Here is a 1,460-nt window from a genome sequence, read left to right on the forward strand (position 1 = left end):
ACTCCGGAACGACCTGCTCGGCCGCCGGCTTCAGCGCATCGAGTGCTTCCCATTTGATCGGCGGCAGCGGAGCGGTTTCGTCGACCCGCTCCTCGACAACCTCTTTCTTGCCGAACGAAAATATCTTCTTGAAAAAACCAGCCATGCTTTGCGTTTCTCAGGCGGCGCGGGCGGCAAGGGGCGCCGCGATCAGCCTCATACCATCGTGGCCTGATATATCGGCCTCGACGATCTCACCCGGTGCGCCCGTGCCGAGTGCGGCAAGCGTAAAACCCTCGGTGCGGCCAAGGCCGTCGCGTTCGACCAGGATCGACTGACGCGTACCAGTGAGCGACGACAGATGCCTGATATACGCAGCCTCGCCGGCGACGCGCAGCCGGGCGGCGCGCTGCTTGACCACCTCGCGGCGGAGCTGCGGCATGCGCGCGGCGGGCGTGCCTTCGCGCGGGCTGAACGGGAAGACGTGGAGATGGGTCAGGCCGCACTCCTCGACGATTTTTTCCGAGTTCTCGAACATTTCATCCGTTTCGGTCGGGAAGCCGGCGATGATGTCGGCGCCGAAGACGATGCCGGGGCGCAGCTTGCGAACATCCTCGCAGAAGCGGATCGATTGATCGCGCAGATGGCGACGCTTCATCCGCTTCAGGATCATGTCGTCGCCCGATTGCAGCGACAGATGCAGATGCGGCATCAGCCGCGGCTCGGTGGCAATCGTGTCGAGCAGATCGTCGTCAGCCTCGATCGAATCGATGGAGGATAGCCGCAGGCGCTTCACATCGGGCACCTGCTTGAGGATGGTCTTCACTAGCCTGCCAAGCTTTGGCGCGCCCGGAAGGTCGGCACCAAAACTGGTCATGTCGACACCGGTCAGCACGATCTCGGCATAGCCGTTTCCGGCGAGCCGCTTGACCTGCTCGACCACGGCGCCCATCGGCACCGAGCGCGAATTGCCGCGGCCATAGGGAATGATGCAGAAGGTGCAGCGGTGGTCGCAGCCGTTCTGCACCTGGACGAAGGCGCGTGCCCGCCCCTCGATGGCGTCGACCATGTGGCCTGCGGTCTCACGGACGGAAAAGATGTCGTTGACGCGCGCCTTCTCGGTGTCGTTGACGCCGAAATCCGGCAGCGCGCGATAGGAATTGGCTTTCAGCTTCTCCTCATTGCCAAGCACGAGATCGACCTCGTCCATGGCGGCGAATTTTTCAGGCTCGGTCTGCGCGGCGCAGCCGGTGACGATGATGCGCGCCTGCGGATTGTCGCGGCGCGCCTTGCGGATCGCCTGTTTGGCCTGGCGCACCGCCTCGCCGGTGACGGCGCAGGTGTTGAAGATCACGGCGCCGCCCTCCAGCGCGCCAAGACCGGCGGTTTCAGCCTCGCGCCGCATCACCTCGGATTCATAAGTGTTCAGCCGGCAGCCAAAGGTGACGACGTCGATGCCCTTGGACACCGGGCTCTTGGAC

The 1,460-nt window shown here is 64.0% G+C and carries 1 protein-coding gene; it reads right to left on the reverse strand.

The window, feature by feature from the left end; translation table 11 throughout:
* Positions 1–157: 157 nt before the first annotated feature.
* Positions 158–1,447: a tRNA (N(6)-L-threonylcarbamoyladenosine(37)-C(2))-methylthiotransferase MtaB gene (gene mtaB / locus EN935_RS35785; protein WP_127374213.1), complete on the reverse strand. Its 1,290-nt coding sequence runs from the start codon at positions 1,445–1,447 to the stop codon at positions 158–160.
* Positions 1,448–1,460: the final 13 nt, after the last annotated feature.

Origin of the sequence: Mesorhizobium sp. M7D.F.Ca.US.004.03.1.1 (genome assembly GCF_003998635.1) — a bacterium.
In the GTDB taxonomy this organism is placed as follows: Bacteria; Pseudomonadota; Alphaproteobacteria; order Rhizobiales; family Rhizobiaceae; genus Mesorhizobium; species Mesorhizobium loti.